The 15,301-nt window shown below is 37.5% G+C and carries 15 protein-coding genes; all 15 read left to right on the top strand.

Annotated elements, in window-relative coordinates:
- Position 1: 1 nt before the first annotated feature.
- Positions 2–1,297, top strand: a complete 1,296-nt coding sequence (locus tag FUA25_RS06245; RefSeq protein ID WP_147756041.1) for a hypothetical protein — start codon at positions 2–4, stop codon at positions 1,295–1,297.
- 8 nt (positions 1,298–1,305) lie between these two features.
- Positions 1,306–1,863: an acyltransferase gene (locus FUA25_RS06250; RefSeq protein WP_185146666.1), complete on the top strand. Its 558-nt coding sequence runs from the start codon at positions 1,306–1,308 to the stop codon at positions 1,861–1,863.
- A complete protein-coding gene (locus FUA25_RS06255; RefSeq protein ID WP_147756043.1) occupies positions 1,860–3,386 on the top strand; it encodes a lipopolysaccharide biosynthesis protein in 1,527 nt (508 codons plus the stop codon). The genes FUA25_RS06250 and FUA25_RS06255 overlap by 4 nt, the downstream gene beginning before the upstream one ends.
- A 5-nt stretch (positions 3,387–3,391) precedes the next feature.
- On the top strand, positions 3,392–4,573 hold the full coding sequence (locus tag FUA25_RS06260; RefSeq protein ID WP_147756044.1) for a glycosyltransferase family 4 protein: 1,182 nt from the start codon (positions 3,392–3,394) through the stop codon (positions 4,571–4,573).
- Between the two features lie 173 nt (positions 4,574–4,746).
- Positions 4,747–5,544 (top strand): glucose-1-phosphate cytidylyltransferase, encoded by a 798-nt coding sequence (rfbF, locus tag FUA25_RS06265; protein ID WP_147756045.1) that lies wholly within the window; start codon positions 4,747–4,749, stop codon positions 5,542–5,544.
- The gene (gene rfbG / locus FUA25_RS06270; protein WP_228411660.1) at positions 5,529–6,644 is read left to right on the top strand and encodes a CDP-glucose 4,6-dehydratase; all 1,116 of its coding nucleotides are present in this window, start codon (positions 5,529–5,531) and stop codon (positions 6,642–6,644) included. The genes rfbF and rfbG overlap by 16 nt, the downstream gene beginning before the upstream one ends.
- Positions 6,632–7,075: a dTDP-4-dehydrorhamnose 3,5-epimerase gene (locus tag FUA25_RS06275; protein ID WP_147756046.1), complete on the top strand. Its 444-nt coding sequence runs from the start codon at positions 6,632–6,634 to the stop codon at positions 7,073–7,075. Before rfbG ends, FUA25_RS06275 begins: the two co-directional genes overlap by 13 nt.
- Positions 7,075–8,031: an NAD-dependent epimerase/dehydratase family protein gene (locus FUA25_RS06280; protein WP_185146667.1), complete on the top strand. Its 957-nt coding sequence runs from the start codon at positions 7,075–7,077 to the stop codon at positions 8,029–8,031. Before FUA25_RS06275 ends, FUA25_RS06280 begins: the two co-directional genes overlap by 1 nt.
- A gap of 5 nt (positions 8,032–8,036) precedes the next feature.
- A complete protein-coding gene (locus FUA25_RS06285; protein ID WP_147756048.1) occupies positions 8,037–8,831 on the top strand; it encodes a glycosyltransferase family 2 protein in 795 nt (264 codons plus the stop codon).
- Positions 8,824–10,047: a hypothetical protein gene (locus tag FUA25_RS06290; protein ID WP_147756049.1), complete on the top strand. Its 1,224-nt coding sequence runs from the start codon at positions 8,824–8,826 to the stop codon at positions 10,045–10,047. Before FUA25_RS06285 ends, FUA25_RS06290 begins: the two co-directional genes overlap by 8 nt.
- Positions 10,048–10,083: 36 nt before the next feature.
- On the top strand, positions 10,084–11,229 hold the full coding sequence (locus FUA25_RS06295; protein ID WP_147756050.1) for a glycosyltransferase family 4 protein: 1,146 nt from the start codon (positions 10,084–10,086) through the stop codon (positions 11,227–11,229).
- Entirely contained in the window at positions 11,220–12,254 is a 1,035-nt protein-coding gene (locus FUA25_RS06300; protein WP_147756051.1) for a polysaccharide biosynthesis protein, read from the top strand. The genes FUA25_RS06295 and FUA25_RS06300 overlap by 10 nt, the downstream gene beginning before the upstream one ends.
- A gap of 296 nt (positions 12,255–12,550) precedes the next feature.
- Positions 12,551–13,669, top strand: a complete 1,119-nt coding sequence (locus tag FUA25_RS06305; RefSeq protein ID WP_147756052.1) for an NAD-dependent epimerase/dehydratase family protein — start codon at positions 12,551–12,553, stop codon at positions 13,667–13,669.
- 79 nt (positions 13,670–13,748) lie between these two features.
- Entirely contained in the window at positions 13,749–14,081 is a 333-nt protein-coding gene (locus FUA25_RS06310) for a four helix bundle protein (protein ID WP_147756053.1), read from the top strand.
- A gap of 19 nt (positions 14,082–14,100) precedes the next feature.
- Positions 14,101–15,294, top strand: coding sequence for a non-hydrolyzing UDP-N-acetylglucosamine 2-epimerase (gene wecB, locus FUA25_RS06315; protein ID WP_147756054.1), 1,194 nt, complete (start codon positions 14,101–14,103; stop codon positions 15,292–15,294).
- Positions 15,295–15,301 lie beyond the last annotated feature (7 nt).

Consider the following 15,301-nt stretch of genomic DNA (forward strand, 5'->3'; position numbering starts at 1 on the left):
ATTGAAAACAAATAGATCATTACCTCCACTATATAATTTCCTTAATAATTATGATCCAGAACATCATAATTATTATGACTTATTAAGATATATTTTTGACAAAAAAATATATTACTATGGAAATAATTTTAAAAATCCTGAAGAGAAAACAATAACAAAGATTTCCTCGTTCAAACTTGCGGTAAAGGATGTTGTTATAGATTTTTTTATTTGGTTAAATCTACTCCGGAAAAAACCTTCAAATAAGATAAAAATCTGGAATTCTTCTTATTTCAACATTTCAAACTCTATAAACGATAGCAAATTTCTTGTTGGTAGAATGCCCTGGAATTACTCCCTAAAAGCATTTAATCTGTATGATTTTAAGTTATATAAGAAGGTAAAAAAAATAAATAATAAGTTAACTTATGGTAATTTTAACGAGTTAATTAGTGAGGAATTTTTTAAAGAGATAGATGATCTAAAGGCTGCCATAAAAGAGTATGTAATTAAAGAAAATATTAGAGCTGTTTTTTTAGCCAATGATATTGGATTCTTTGAAAAATTAACCATTCAGATTTTTAAAGAACTTAAAAGGCCCACTTTTTTGTTTATTCATGGTTTACCAGGAATTTATGGTAAAATTGATAATAACCGTACTGATTTTCTGGTTGTTTGGGGGGAGGCGATAAAACAAAATTATATTCATGCCGGAGTTACACCTGATAAGATCTTAATAAGCGGTCATCCAAAGTATAGGATCGACAATAAAGTATCATTAAAGTTCAGCTTTGAGAACATATTGGTTTTACCAAAATCAATGAATGGCTGTCCCTCTGGCGATGAGTACACTTTAAGGGAAAGAGGGAATTGTATTTATTATATGAATATGGTTCAAAAAGTGTTGCAAAAAATAGGGGTAACCAAAGCCAGATTTAGGCCACATCCGAGCGAAGACAGAAATTGGTACTTAAAATTTATTGATTCTAATTTTTTTATTCCGGATACAGACGAACTGGCGGTTTCACTGAGTAAAAGCTCCTTAGTTATCGGGCCCACTTCAACAGTTTTTCTTGAAAGCCTTATTTCCGGTGTTAATTACGTAGTATTTGAGCCCCGTCAGGAGAATGGGAACTGTTTGGATAACTTTCCTGTTATACCACCCTTTGACGGTAAAAACGTTAAAGTTCCATCTGCCCAAACTATGGAAGAATTATTTGATATATTGAATAATAGGAATCTTGTTGATTCATCTGTCCTGACAGATTATATTAATCCAAATTTTGATTCGAACTTGTTTTTGGAAAAAATCATATAATGTTTACTATGATCATTAAATCACTGTTTGTTTGGATTCTTACCAATTTGCCTTCTTTTGTTGGTGGCAATTGGTTAAGAAGAATTTTTTACAAAAAGTATTTTAAACATGAAAATTTCATTATCCCTGAAAATGTTATTTTTTCAGGATTAAAAAATATATCTATTGGGAAATCTTTTAGGGTATGCCCTGATTGTAAAATTATGTCTTTCGAAGGAGGAGAGATAAATATTGGTGATAATTTTTTTGCCAATTATAATTTCTTCATTTGTGCCAAATATGACAATATTATAATTGGAAATGACGTATATATTGGTCCCGATGTCCTAATTATTAATTTTAATCATTCTGTACTTAAAGAGAAATTGATTAGAGAACAAAGAGAGGTTTCCAAACCAATAATAATCGGCAATGATGTATGGATTGGTGCAAAATCCGTCATTTTACCAGGTGTAACAATTGGGGATGGTGCAGTTATAGCAGCTGGTTCAATAGTTACAAAAAGTATTGGAAATCATGAAATAGTTGGGGGGAATCCCGCTAGATTAATTAAAAAAAGAGAATGAAATCATTCAAAAAAAATCTCGCATTAATTTATGGCACCAAAATCCTTGCAATTATTACTGGCTTCTTGACGGTACTGCTGGTCATCCCAAAATTAACTTCAAACCCCACCATTTATGGGATTTATACAATTTGTACAAGTCTCGGACTGTTTTTTTCGTATGCTGATTTAGGGTTTTTGGCTGCCTGTCAAAAATATGCAGCTGAATATTTTGTACAAAAAAACCTACGGAAGGAAATGAAGGTCATTGGATTTTCATTGTTCATTCTATCTCTTTTTGTTGGGGTAATTGTAATTTTTCTATTTATTATTGCCTACTCACCAAGCTTACTGATTAAATCTGGATCAACTGTTGATTTGAAAATCGCCAGCCAGCTTATATTAATTTTAGTATTGTTTTCTCCAACGATAATTATTCAGAAATTAAATGTACTGGTATATTCTATACGTATTGAGGATTATATCTATCAAGGAATTGAAATAGTTTTTAATCTTATTAAAATAGGAATAATTGGCTTGTTTGTAACTAGTAAGACCTATGATATCATAGGCTATTATTTATCAATTCAAGTATTGTCATTAATTTCAAGTTTAATAGCGGTGTATATTATAGTAAGGCGTTATAAATACGAAATTTTATTTCTACTTAAACAATTTCGTTTTTCAAAGGAGGTATATCTTAAAACTAAGGATCTGGCTTTTAGTTCCCTGTTATTAACAATCGCATGGATTTTATATTTTGAATTGGATACTATTATTTTAAGTAAGTTTTATGGAATAAAGGTAGTAGCCATTTATGCCGTTGCGGTTGTTTTTTTAAATTTTATGAGAACACTTTATAACACGTTATTCAGTCCTTATCTGGCTTATTTTTACCGGTTTACAGCGGTTCATGATGACCTGGGATTAAACAATGCGTTTTCATCATTATTAAAATGGACTTTCCCTTTAATAATAATTCCTCCTCTGGTATTAGTATTATATATGGAACCAATAATTTTTGTGTGGGTGGGCCGCGTTTTTGAAAAATCAATTTTGATTAGTCGATATTTTATATTAACCATTTCTCTTACTGCCTTAAGTATTCCCATTTCCTATTATATGATCGCCAAATCCTATAATAAAATTATGCGTTTTACGGCATTAACTTTACCGATTGTGTTCTATTCAAGTATTATTTTGTTTGATTACATTGGCTTGGAAGAAAAGGCACTGGCTACGGCTACCCTTACAACCATAAGTTTAAATACACTGTTCAACATCGCATTTATTATTACCATTGGTGGAAGTGGCATAAAGCATTTGTATTTTTCACTGATAAAAAAAATAATTATTCCCATACTTATACTTTTGGTCATTGTATATTACATCCCGCCAATACAAGTTTTGTTTAAGGGTGATATAGAGGTTTATTTTAAGTTAGGAATTATTATTTTCATTACCACAATTGTTCCGTTGATAGTTTATTACTTGCTTGAAAAATCAACAAGAAAGATTTTAACAGGTTTATTTTCTTCTAAATAAAAGTTATGAGTACGATCATCTTTTTTATGGAAAATTACGTCGCAGGTGGCTTAGATAAGGTATGCAGAGACATTTTATTAAATGTGAAGGCTGAAAAAATATATTTAATAGTTAACAAAAAAATTGATGAAAGGATATTAAATACTCAAAGATTACCTTCCAGAATTCATATATTTAAATATCGATTGCTGACACCGGCTGATTTAAGTAATTTTGCAACTCAACACAAAAAAAAGAAAATTATATATTTGCTGTTAAAGCTTGTTGACTATTTACTAAGGTATCCATTGTTACTGATTTCTTTTGTATACTTTTTCTTTTATTTTAGAAAATTAAAGTATGATTGTTTTATGACTCATAACGGTGGATATCCCGCAGCTTTGTTTTGTGGGACAGCTTCCTTTGCCTCAGCATTGGTGATTAAAAGAAAATCAATCTTTGTCTTTCACAGTATGCCTCGAAAATATTCCAAAGCTTATATTGGCTTTGATTATATTTGGGACAGGCTAGTTGACAGATATTGCATCATTGTTTCAGTTTCAAAAAAATCGGCAATTGAGTTGCTCAGAATCAGGAAAATATTTCAGTTTCCTAAAGTAATACATAATGGAATTGATCCCAATGAAAAAAAAATCAATACTGCCTCTAAAGAAATCAATATACTTCATATCGGATATGTATCTGATTCAAAAAATCAGTTGATGTTGCTAAAGACTTTAAATATTTTGGTTAATAATTTTAGCAGAAGAGTAAAGATTACTTTTGTTGGTGATTTTACTGATGATAATTATAAAAAAACATTAGACGATTTTTTGATCAATAATCATTTAGAAGATTATGTTTCTTTTGAAGGGTTTAAAGAAAATATGGAGCTTTATTATTCAAATAATGATATATTAGTTTGTACATCTAAAATTGAAAGTTTTCCGATGGTAATATTAGAAGCCATGAGAATTGGAATGCCTGTAGTTTCTACTAATGTAGGAGGAATAGCAGAACAAATTGAAGATGGTTGTGATGGGTTTCTTGTTAATAGTGATGATTATACTTCGTTAGCTGATAAAATTCAGCTTTTGTTTGACGCAAATGTATTTGAAAACATTAGCAAGAATGCTTACAAGTCCTTTAACAATAAATTCACCAAAAATAGAATGATTGAAAGTTATAATGAAATTTTGAATCTGTAAGTTAAAAAAATGACAAATGAGACTTTACACTATTGATCTATCATATTTTTGTTAAAAAAATCATTTATTTCAAAAATCAGGTTTAGGATTAACAAGTTAAAAAAATAAATTTTAATACTTCACAAACTTTTAAAGTTAAAACACGGATGTTTGTGTTTAAAAAGCAAAATAATATGAAAGCAGTTATACTTTGTGGCGGATATGGAACAAGAATCCGCGATGTCGCTGAGGACATTCCGAAACCAATGATCCCAATTGGTGGGAAACCAATTATCTGGCATATCATGAAAACCTATGCCGGTTTTGGATACACCGATTTTGTTTTGTGTTTAGGGTATAAGAGCGAAGTCATTAAAGATTTTTTTATTAATTACGAAGTCAGAAGCTCTGATATTACCATAAAATTAGGTAAGAAATCGGAGCAGATCGTTTCAGATGCCAGTCATGATGAAGATGGGTGGAACATTACGCTCGCCGAAACCGGAATCAAAGCCATGACAGGAGCCAGGGTAAGACGGATAAAAAAATACATCGGGGACGATCCCATTTTTATGCTGACTTATGGAGATGGCGTAGGTGATATTGATATTGATGCACTGGTCACCTTTCACAAATCGCACGGAAAAATGGTTACGCTTACAGGAGTAAGACCTCCCGGCCGATTCGGCGAACTGGGAATCGCAGATGACGGGTCAACCGTCACCGGTTTTAACGAAAAGCCTCAAGCCAGCGGTGGCCGTATTAATGGCGGTTACTTTGTCTGCAACCGGGAGTTTCTCGATGTATTGAGTGATGAGGAGGATTTGGTTCTGGAACAGGAGCCCATGAGAAAATTAGTGGAGATGGGCGAACTAAAAGTGTTTGAACATGATGGGTTTTGGCAGCCGATGGATACCTCACGCGAGTACACCCTTTTAAATGAACTTTACAATAATCATAATGCACCTTGGGTAAAATGGGAGAAAAAATAATGTTTGGCGATATCTATCGGAACAAAAAAGTTTTGGTGACCGGAAATACGGGTTTTAAAGGATCATGGCTCTGTACCTGGCTTATTTCGCTCGGAGCCGATGTGTATGGGTTTTCTAATGAGATCCCTACAACACCTGCCATGTTTTCAGAAACAGGACTGGCCAATAAAATGACTCATTTCTACGCGGATGTCCGCGATTTAAATGCGGTTAAAAAAATAATAAGCGAAGTGGAACCCCATTTTGTATTTCATCTGGCAGCCCAGCCCATCGTTTCACTGTCATACACTGAACCTGTAGAGACCATATCTACGAATGTAATGGGAACCACAAATGTCCTTGAGGCATTACGCACCTACTCCAAACCCTGTACAGCGGTTATTATCACCAGCGATAAGTGTTATGATAATGTAGAATGGATTTATGGATATAAGGAAACTGATGCAGTAGGAGGGAAAGATATTTACAGTGGAAGTAAGGGAGCAGCAGAACTGATTTTCAAATCCTATTATCATTCTTTTTTTAAGAAGGAGGGAGGATTGGTTCAGGTAGCTTCAGCGCGGGCCGGTAATGTAATTGGTGGCGGAGATTGGGCCCTGGACCGGATTATTCCTGACTGCATGCGTTCATGGAGCGAAGGACGGGTAGTGGAGATCAGAAGTCCAAAGGCCACAAGACCCTGGCAACATGTTTTGGAACCGCTGAGCGGCTATTTACTGCTGGGAGAAAAGCTGTATAAGGACCATACCCTGAACGGGGAAAGTTTTAACTTTGGTCCAAAACCTGAATACAACCACACAGTACAGGAAATATTGGAAGATATGAGTGTCCGCTGGCATTTTGAAGATTCAAAACAGGCCTATAAAATAACAGGTGACATTAAATTCTATGAGGCCGGTCTGCTGAAATTGAACTGCGATAAGGCACTGTTTCATTTTCAATGGAAGCCGACACTAGATTACCATACGCTTATTGAATACACCAGTGACTGGTACTATGAATATTATAAAAATAAGGGCGAAATGTTTGCTTACACCTTATCTCAGATCAAAGGGTATGAGGATTTAGCTTCGCTTGGCAATATCGCATGGACAAAATAAATACAGAAGGGGTTTTATTGACTCCGTTAAAGAGAATACATCATCCGAAAGGTGATGTATTCCATGGAATGAAGAAATCAGATCAGGGTTTTTCCGGTTTCGGTGAAGCGTATTTTTCGACCATTCATTGTGGGGATATTAAACCCTGGAAAAAGCACTTTGAAATGACCCTCAATTTTGTAGTGCCCATAGGTGAAATCCGGTTCGTTATTTTTGATGACCGGGAAAACAGCAGTACCCCAAACAGCTTCACCGATGTTACTTTAGGGGAGAATAATTACCAGCGGCTTACAATCCCACCCGGAGTGTGGGTAGCTTTCTCCGGTGTTGGCGCCGGTACCAATCTGCTGTTGAATCTGGCGGATTTGGAACACCGTCCGGATGAGGTGGACCGAAAGGAAAATTTATCTGATATCATGTACGAATGGTAATGAAAAAGGTTCTGGTTACAGGAGGAAGTGGATATATAGGAGCCCGGCTTTGTTTACATCTGAGTAATGAAGGGTATGCGGTAACAGCACTCTGCCATTCCCACATCCCTTCCGACGAAAGTTGGGTTTCAAAAATGGACCGGATTGTAGATGGAGATGTAAGAGATGAATCCGTTTTATTGGAATTGGCAGAATACCGGTATGATACTGTAGTTCATTTGGTTTCATTGGATCATCACCAGTCAAACGGGAATCCCGCGATGGTCAGTTCGGTGAACATCACTCCGGTCTGGTCGATATTGGATATTTTCTCAAAACAGGGATTAAGTAAGTTTATTTATTTCTCAACTGCCCAGACCTACGGCGTCTTAAAAGATGAAACGGTTACAGAGGAGCGCAGGCTGAATACTCAAAATGCTTACGGTCTCACCCACCAGATTGGTGAAGTAATCTGTGACTACTACAACCGGACCTCTGCTGTTGACTGCAGTGTAGTGAGACTGTCCAACAGTTACGGAGCACCCATATTTGAGGAAAACAACTGTTGGTGGCTGGTAGTGAATGATCTGTGCAGGATGGCTTATACGCAAAATGAAATTGTACTGCAGTCTGACGGATCCCCTTTACGGGATTTTATTCACGGATGGGACGTCTGTAAAGGGATCCAGACCATCATGGAGACAGAGGAGAAGCATGCGGTCTATAATCTGAGCTCAGGAATCACCCGTTCTATTATGGAAATTGCTGTGATCATTAAAAATATATTTTTTAAACGTTATGGGAACGTAATAAATATTACCGCCCCTGTCGGCAAAAATGCATCACCATCTTCATCAAGATATAAAATCGATAACAGCAAAGTGAGGAGTATTGGTTTTGAGCCCGATTGGGATTTAGAAGCAGGGATAAATGATCTGTTTGATTATTTTGAAAGGAAGAATAATATTATAAATTAAGTGAAATGCCGTTAGTCAGTGTCGTTGTAACAACGTTCAACAGAAAAGAGCTTCTCGCTCAGACGTTAAAGTCAATACTCAACCAGTCATTTCAGGATTTTGAACTCATTGTGGTTGATAATTATTCGAATTACGATTTTATCAGCCATATCAACAGTTTTGAGAGCCCAAAAATCCGCCCTTTCCAGAACGGAAACAACGGCGTAATTGCTGTAAACCGTAATTACGGGATTAAGCAGGCCACCGGACAGTACATTGCTTTTTGTGATGATGATGATATCTGGCTTCCCAATAAACTCGAAAAACAACTGGAAGCAATCTCCGGTTCTCCAGATAAAGATGCCAATCACCTGGTATATTCGGAAGTGATCCTGTTCGGTGAGCATATTATTAAAAAGCCCTCAGAAAACAGAGCAGCAGAAAATTTAAATGACCTAATCCGCTCAAATAAAATTGCATTGTCATCAACATTGGTCACCCATTCCAATTTAATTGAATTTGATGAAGATCCTGTAGTGACCGCGGCAGAAGATTACGGCCTTTGGTTAAAACTGGTAAAGAACGGCTATAAGCTGACCTATCTTTCTGAACCTCAGATTGAATATAGAGTCTGCGCCAATTCTGTTTTAAGGTCCCATACGTATAATATGCATCTAAAAGTTTCGTATGTGCTATTGAGACTTGTATTGACTTATGGCGTATCAGATATTAATCTCTTCAGATATGTTTATACCATTTGTCTGGAACTTATAAAGTTCTTAATAAAGAAATCAACTGAAAAGGTAGGCTCCAATGGTTAACACAAATACTAAATCAAATATTGCGTTACTGGCAGGACAGAAAAAGCTTATATTCCTTTTGTTATATATCGGAATTGCGCAGGTTCTGGACTATTTTTTTTCTTACAGGGTTGCCAATCTTTCCTTCTTTGTAACCGTTGTTCCGTACGCTTTTATTTTATTGATTTTTTTAAAAAATATTAAAATTTTTAATGACGGACATACCGCCGCATTTTTTTTGATCGTATTGTTATTTATTATTATTTCGCTTTTCAGGGGGATTATCTTTAATAATGATATTATCAGTATCATCGGTGCAAACAGGTATGTCGTGTTTGTTCCTGCGGCTATTATGGTGTGCGATAAAATACAATTCAAGGGTTTGGAAAGTATCATTCAGAAAATCCTTATTTTTATTTTGGTCGTTCATACTTTAAATTCAGTCGGATATATGTTCGGCTTTTATTCAATCAATAATGTTGATGTGCTGGCTGAAGGCTTTGTGGAGGACAGTCGCTTTGCTGGAATTATGGGTGGAGCTAATACGCAATCTTCATTTACAGGTATTGTTTATGTTATTTTATTGTTCAGCAACCTTAAAAGATCTGTATTGTATGTCTCGGGAATCACCTTACTGGCATTTCTCGCCAGTGCGCCTACCGTTTCCAGAGGAGGGCTTTTAATTATCATACTCGCATTGTTGTATTACTTCTATCTAAAATTATTCCGTGAAAACGTTATGAACAGGATAAGGACAGTTGCCATTTTTTTGATCTTAAGCTTTGTGGCTGTTGTGAATTTCGACCCGGCTAAGTACGAATTTCTGTATGCATCTCTATTCGACCGGTTGGATACCTCAACCGGCCGGATAGAGAGATTAGTCTATTTCTGGGACGTGATGAATGAGAATGTTGTGTACTACTTTATAGGAGTTCCAGCCGCACTCCAGGATGTTGACGAGACCAGAACGATAAGTGATAACACCTTTACACTTTTACCGATAAATTTCGGCTTTTTCTTTACCTGTATTTTTATAGGTTTTATTTTTGTACTGATCAGGGACAAACACAGAAGCAAAATACCAAAAACTGTTTACATCTATATGATGATTGTTTTCATTGTTTTGTTTTCAAATAATGCTATCTTGTGGACAGCGTGGTCGTACTACGCCATATTTGGTTTTTTTTACCTGAAACATTTACATTCAAATAATGATCTGAATCCATTACGTACCTAATCAGAAGATTTTCTAAAATGCAAAGAATATTATAAGATGACCGACAAGATAAAAATTTTACTCATTTCTCCATTACCGCCGCCTCTGGGGGGCATTGCCACGTGGTCGTCGATTCTGCTAGATTATTATTCATCCGCTCAGGGTCAGTTTCATATCACCCATCAGAATTCAGCGATCAAATACCGGAAGATTACCGATTTAAGTTTTAGCAAGAGGGTCCTCGGTGGGATTAAAGATACTTTAACGGCTGTTAAGGAACTAAAACATAATATTGCCACAGTAAACCCAGATATCATTCACCTGACGAGCAGCGCGTCTTTTGCATTGTTTAAAGATCTTTTACTGATCCAGATAGCAGCAAGGAAAAAAAAAAGAATAATCATCCATTTTCATTTTGGAAGAATTCCTCATATGGCAAAGAAGAAAAACTGGGAATGGTACTTAATATCAAAAGTTATTACAAAAAGCACCAGTGTGATTGTTATTGATGAAAGCTCCTATAATACCCTTGCGGTATGCGGTTTTAAAAATATTGTGAATATTCCGAATCCAATATCGGCTGAACTTGAAGAAATATCACAAAAATTATTGGAAAGAAGGGTCCAAGATCAAAATAGAATCGTATTTGTTGGACATGTAGTTGCTGCCAAAGGGGTTTTTGAACTTGTGGAATCATGCGCCACAATTCCTGGAAAAAAGGAGTTAATATTTGTTGGGCCCTATGAACAGGTCGTAAAAGATGAATTGATAAAGCGCTCTGAAATAAAAACGAAGAGCAGGTGGATTGAATTTACAGGAGCCCTGGATAAAAATGAAGTGTACAGGCAGATACAGAATGCAACAGTTCTAATATTACCCAGTTTTTCAGAGGGTTTCCCTAATGTAGTCTTAGAAGCAATGGCATTGGGTTGTCCTGTTATTGCCACAAATGTAGGAGCTATCCCCGAAATGCTTGATATTAATTCTGACAATCCCTCAGGTATTTGTGTGTCTCCTAAAAATGTTACAGAACTTTCAAACGCTATTGTAACCCTTCTAAACGATTCCGTTAAAGCGACAACGATGGGAAATAACGGGAGAAAAAAAATATTAAATAATTACACCATATCCAGTATCAGTGGCTTATATGAAAAACTTTGGATGGATACTATAAAAAATAAAGATTTAAAATCATGGAAATAAAAGATAAGACTTTACTCATCACCGGTGGTACCGGGTCTTTCGGGAGCGCTGTTCTTAACCGCTTTTTACACACCGACCATTTTAAGGAAATACGGATTTTTTCGCGCGACGAAAAGAAGCAGGATGATATGCGTGTCCTCTATAAAAACGACAAAATCAAGTATTATATCGGTGATGTTCGCGATTATGCGAGCGTTGAACCTGCAACGCGCGGAGTGGATTATGTTTTTCATGCGGCAGCACTTAAACAGGTACCCTCCTGTGAATTTTTCCCGATGCAGGCCGTGAAAACAAATGTAGAAGGTACACAAAATGTGATACGCGCCGCAGCCTTCAATAAAGTAAAAAAAGTCATCTGTCTGAGTACGGACAAGGCAGCTTATCCGATCAATGCGATGGGAATCTCCAAAGCGATGATGGAAAAAGTGGCTGTTGCGGAGTCCCGCAGCCTTACTGAAACCGTGGTTTGTCTTACCAGATATGGAAACGTTATGGCGTCCAGAGGCTCTGTGATTCCTTTGTTTCTGAACCAGATCCGGAAAGGGGAGAAAATCACGATTACCGACCCGAATATGTCCAGATTCTTTATGTCTTTGGAAGATGCGGTGGATCTGGTATTATTTGCCTTTGAAAATGCCAATCCGGGTGATCTGTTCGTTAACAAAGCACCTGCAGGGACAATCGGGGATCTTGCCAAAGCACTTATGGATCTTGCGGGAAAAGAAGTTCCTGTAAAGATCATCGGCACCCGTCACGGCGAGAAACTCTATGAAACCCTATGTACCCGGGAAGAAATGCTGCATGCTGAAGATATGGGCGATTTCTACCGGATACCGGCCGATAACCGGGACCTGAACTATTCCAAATATTTCTCGGAAGGGGAACGTGACATCTCAAAAATTGAAGATTATCATTCCCACAATACCGAACAGCAGGGGGTTGAAGGCCTGAAGAAACTTATTTCTACCCTTCCGCTGATCCGGAAGGAGATTTTTGGGGAAGACGTTTTGCAGTATCCGTATTAAAAGTATTCTGCACTCCGCCATTAGCCATCAGCTGGGGATGCAGGGATACCATAAAGCAATTACTGAAAACAGACTAATCAAATACTGGCAGTTCGTTAAAACTGAACCAAAGAGGCACCAGCAAAATAATGAAGCTGAACACCAACTGAAGCATACAGACAGGTGATGGCCGAAAACAGTAAGCGGAAAAAAAGCAGTTGAGAACTGCATACTGCTGATCAGTTTGATAATTGATGAATCAAGGTGTACGCCAGCTGAAAGCTGACTGCCGAAAACTGAACGCTCAAAGCTAAAAAATGAAGAAAATAGGAATCACCGGCCAGAAAGGTTTTGTCGGAAGTCATCTGTACAATACATTGGGTTTACGGCCGGGAGAATTTGAAAGAATAGATTTTCAGAAAAATTATTTTGAAGATTCGGAAAAACTGGATGAATTTGTCGCTCAGTGTGATGTAATCGTGCATCTGTCTGCGATGAACCGCCATCCGGACCCGGAAGTCATATACAGTACTAATATAGAACTGGTAAAACGGTTGATTGCTTCTCTGGAAAGAACCGGATCAAAGGCTCATGTGATGATATCATCATCTACTCAGGAAGAAAAAAATAATCTGTACGGGAAATCTAAAAGAGAGGGCAGGGAAGCTCTTGTAAAATGGGCTTCTGAAAACGGTGGAAAAATAACAGGTTTAATCATCCCAAACGTTTATGGGGCTTTTGGAAAGCCTTTTTACAATTCTTTTATTGCTACATTCTGTCATCAGCTGACGCATGGCGAAACGCCAACAATTGCCGATGATGGTGAAGTGAAATTAATTTACGTTCAGGAATTGGTAGATACAATTGTTAACGAAATTAGAGAAGGCAATAGCAAACCGGAATTCTTGATTGAGGCAACTGCAACTAAAAAAGTTTCAGAAGTTTTAACATTATTAAATGATTACAAAACAAAATACTTTGATGCCGGGGAAATTCCTGTAATTTGTGATTTGTTTGAACATAACTTGTTTAACACGTTCCGTTCTTATATTGATCATAAAAAGCATTATCCGGTAAAATTTACGCAGCATAGTGATTCCAGGGGCGCTTTTGTAGAGATCATCAGGCTGGGGATCGGGGGGCAGTGCTCCTTTTCCACTTCGAAACCCGGCATCACCCGCGGCAATCACTTCCATACCCGAAAAATTGAAAGGTTTGCCGTCATAAAAGGTAAAGCGCGTATTCAGCTGAGAAAAATTGATAGCGATGAAATACTGAATTTTTATCTTGACGGCAGTGAACCCGCTTATGTTGATATGCCGGTCTGGTACACGCATAATATTAAAAATACAGGAGAAGAAGAATTATATACCATTTTCTGGATCAGTGAGCCGTACAATGCGGAGGATGCGGATACGTATTTTGTGGAGGTCTGAAACGGTGATTAGTGACCGGTAGATGTGATTGGTTGGTCATCAGTGACTGGTGTTTTGTATATTTGCGAAAACCAATGCCATGGGAACACATAAAGACCTTGATGTCTGGAAAAGAAGCATCGAACTCGTTACCACAGTATATCGAATAACCAGCGAATTTCCCAAAGAGGAAATATTTGGTTTAACAAATCAAATAAGACGCGCAAGTATTTCAATTCCCAGTAATATTGCTGAAGGAGCTGCCAGAAATTCAGATAAGGTTTTTATCCATTTTTTGTATATTGCCCTAGGTAGTCAACAGGAACTTGAAACCCAGTTACTCATTGCCAATAACTTAAGCTTTCTCTCTTCCGAGCAGTATGATAAAGTGAACAGTCAAGTAGAAACAATAGGCAAACAATTGAACGGATAATAAAATATTTAAAAAACAAATGAACGATATTACGGACTCAACCGCTACCAATCACCAATCACCAATCACCAATCACCGGCTTACCAAACTCAAAGTAATGACAGTTGTTGGCACCCGGCCGGAAATCATCAGGCTCTCGCGGGTGTTAATGGCGCTGGACCGTTCAGATGCAATTGAACACATTATCGTTCATACCGGTCAGAATTACGATTATGAACTGAACCAGATTTTTTTTGATGATCTGGGTCTCCGCAAACCTGATTTCTTCCTGGAAGCTGCCGGAAAGACGGCGACCGAAACCATCGGAAATATCCTCATCAAAATCGATCCTTTGCTTGAGGAGGTCAAGCCAGATGCATTCCTGGTTTTGGGGGATACCAATTCGTGCCTGTGTGCAATCCCTGCTAAAAAGCGACAAATCCCGATCTTTCATATGGAAGCCGGGAATCGGTGTTTTGATCAAAGGGTGCCGGAAGAGACGAACCGAAAAATAGTGGACCATACGGCAGATGTCAATTTGACGTACAGCGATATCGCAAGGGAATATTTACTGAGAGAGGGACTTCCTGCGGACCGGATCATCAAGACCGGCTCCCCGATGTTTGAAGTGCTTCATCACTATTTACCGGAGATTGAAGCATCCGGTGTACTCGATAAACTGAATCTGGAGGAAGGCAAGTATTTTGTGGTGAGTTCTCACCGGGAAGAAAACATCAATTCAGAGAAAAACTTCAAAGGACTGATGGATTCCTTAAATGCAATTGCAGCGCAATACCGGTATCCTGTAATCGTCTCGACCCACCCGCGGACGCAAAATATGATTGACAGGATGCAATTTGAGATGAACCCCCTGATTCAATTCCTGAAGCCACTCGGTTTCCATGATTACAACGCGCTGCAGAAAAGAGCCTTCGCCGTCCTGTCGGATTCCGGTACCATTTCTGAGGAATCTTCAATTCTCAATTTCCGGGCACTCAACATCCGCCAGGCTCATGAAAGGCCTGAAGCAATGGAAGAGGCCAGTGTAATGATGGTTGGCCTTTCACCTGAAAGAATTCTACAGGGACTCACCCAGGTTCTGCAGCAAAAAACCGGGAACGACCGTAATTTTAGGCCTGTGGCGGATTATTCCATGCCAAATGTTTCGGAAAAAGTGGTAAGAATTATCATTTCCTATACAGATTATATCAACCGTGTAGTCTGGAGCAAATAAATTAAAT

The organism is Chryseobacterium sp. (genome assembly GCF_008014695.1).
Taxonomy (GTDB): domain Bacteria; phylum Bacteroidota; class Bacteroidia; order Flavobacteriales; family Weeksellaceae; genus Kaistella.

Coding starts and splice junctions, on each gene's coding strand:
- FUA25_RS06250 (WP_185146666.1), top strand. CDS start 1,306: ATGATCATTAAATCACTGTTTGTTTGGATTCTTACCAATTTGCCTTCT.
- FUA25_RS06255 (WP_147756043.1), top strand. CDS start 1,860: ATGAAATCATTCAAAAAAAATCTCGCATTAATTTATGGCACCAAAATC.
- FUA25_RS06260 (WP_147756044.1), top strand. CDS start 3,392: ATGAGTACGATCATCTTTTTTATGGAAAATTACGTCGCAGGTGGCTTA.
- rfbF (WP_147756045.1), top strand. CDS start 4,747: ATGAAAGCAGTTATACTTTGTGGCGGATATGGAACAAGAATCCGCGAT.
- rfbG (WP_228411660.1), top strand. CDS start 5,529: ATGGGAGAAAAAATAATGTTTGGCGATATCTATCGGAACAAAAAAGTT.
- FUA25_RS06275 (WP_147756046.1), top strand. CDS start 6,632: ATGGACAAAATAAATACAGAAGGGGTTTTATTGACTCCGTTAAAGAGA.
- FUA25_RS06280 (WP_185146667.1), top strand. CDS start 7,075: ATGAAAAAGGTTCTGGTTACAGGAGGAAGTGGATATATAGGAGCCCGG.
- FUA25_RS06285 (WP_147756048.1), top strand. CDS start 8,037: ATGCCGTTAGTCAGTGTCGTTGTAACAACGTTCAACAGAAAAGAGCTT.
- FUA25_RS06290 (WP_147756049.1), top strand. CDS start 8,824: ATGGTTAACACAAATACTAAATCAAATATTGCGTTACTGGCAGGACAG.
- FUA25_RS06295 (WP_147756050.1), top strand. CDS start 10,084: ATGACCGACAAGATAAAAATTTTACTCATTTCTCCATTACCGCCGCCT.
- FUA25_RS06300 (WP_147756051.1), top strand. CDS start 11,220: ATGGAAATAAAAGATAAGACTTTACTCATCACCGGTGGTACCGGGTCT.
- FUA25_RS06305 (WP_147756052.1), top strand. CDS start 12,551: ATGAAGAAAATAGGAATCACCGGCCAGAAAGGTTTTGTCGGAAGTCAT.
- FUA25_RS06310 (WP_147756053.1), top strand. CDS start 13,749: ATGGGAACACATAAAGACCTTGATGTCTGGAAAAGAAGCATCGAACTC.
- wecB (WP_147756054.1), top strand. CDS start 14,101: ATGAACGATATTACGGACTCAACCGCTACCAATCACCAATCACCAATC.